At 58.3% G+C, this 1,193-nt stretch carries 1 protein-coding gene and 1 pseudogene; both read left to right on the forward strand.

Going from position 1 to position 1,193, the window contains the following annotated elements; genetic code table 11:
• The first annotated feature begins 180 nt into the window (after window positions 1-180).
• On the forward strand, window positions 181-480 hold the full coding sequence (locus tag QJT78_RS51445) for a transposase (protein ID WP_011084772.1): 300 nt from the start codon (window positions 181-183) through the stop codon (window positions 478-480).
• Between the two features lie 65 nt (window positions 481-545).
• Window positions 546-716: pseudogene (locus tag QJT78_RS51450) on the forward strand (IS3 family transposase); the annotation flags it as partial.
• Window positions 717-1,193 lie beyond the last annotated feature (477 nt).

A 1,193-nucleotide genomic window follows, 5' to 3' on the forward strand; every position in this document is an offset into this window, starting at 1 on the left:
CGGCGGCTCTTCTTCGTCATCTTCGCTCCTGATTCGCAGCAAGAATCCTCGCCGCTGTCAGGCAGAAAATCCACTCAAGCTACTGTCCGAATTTGCGGGGCCAGCTCTTTGGGACAGGCGCTGAACCTCCTCCGAATGAGTGGACACCTGTAGTAGGCTCATTGAGCCCGGAGGTGTCGAATGGAACGTCAACGTCGGTCATTTACCGAGGAGTACAAGCGCCAGGCCGTCGAGTTGGTGGTGTCGAGCCGTCGCACGGTCACGTCGGTGGCCAAGGAGCTCGGTCTGCGCGACTCGGTGCTGCGGCGCTGGGTCGACAAGCTCCGGCAGGAGCCGGCATCGGCGAGGTGGCGCCCCACCACGCAGGTGACGCCGATGTCGGCGGACCAGGCTTCGGAGATCGCCCGGCTGCGCCAGGAGACCGAACGAGCGCGACATTTTAAAAAACTGTCCAGAGCCGTTGCACGCTGCGCGGGTTAGAAACAGCCTTGTGCTATTCTCTGCGGCCGGGAGGGCAGCGGCCGTCAGCTTATTGGAGGCGCAATAGCTTCTTCCATACCTTGAAGACCGAACTCGTTCATCATCGCAACTACAAGACCCGCGCCGACGCCCAGCGTGATATCTTCGCCTTCATCGAGGGCTTCTATAACCGAACAAGGCTCCATTCCGCCGTGGGATATATCGCCCCGATCGAGATGGAGCTAAACGTCGCCTAAACCCGTCTAATTTTTTGGGGGAAGATCATACGGGACATTCACCGTTCAGCTGTTGCTGCCGCTAGCACCCCTGCCGGTTAAAACTCGACGGCGTTCTCAACATCGAACCAAGCATTGGGCCGAGGCTCGTCAGCTTCTCGGAAGCTAGCGCCCCATTCTGAGATCTCTGGACACTTGACCAACGCAATGCCTTCGAAGCGGCTCTTGGCTCGGCCGGTAAATTGCAAAGGTGAGTGTCGATTTCGCCCGGCTGTTGTTTTCGAGCGCGTCAATCAGCTTCTCGAACTGAACCCTCCGTAGCTCGCGCGGAGGATCCGAGCTTAGCTCGGAGGTTGAGAAACCTCTACGTTCTCCAATGAGCGTGGTGAGTCGATCGTTAATAAGCCGAATTGGGCTGAACTGGACAGTTGAGCGTTGGCCAGAGTGAGAGCAGGAAGAGGGACAAAAGGTCTCTGAGCCAAGCCAGGACACGGCGGA

This window comes from Bradyrhizobium sp. Mp27 (genome assembly GCF_029953005.1).
Classification (GTDB): domain Bacteria; phylum Pseudomonadota; class Alphaproteobacteria; order Rhizobiales; family Xanthobacteraceae; genus Bradyrhizobium; species Bradyrhizobium barranii.

What these genes read in the sequence shown, in the direction of transcription:
- QJT78_RS51445 (WP_011084772.1), top strand. Translation starts at nt 181, where the DNA reads ATGGAACGTCAACGTCGGTCATTTACCGAGGAGTACAAGCGCCAGGCC.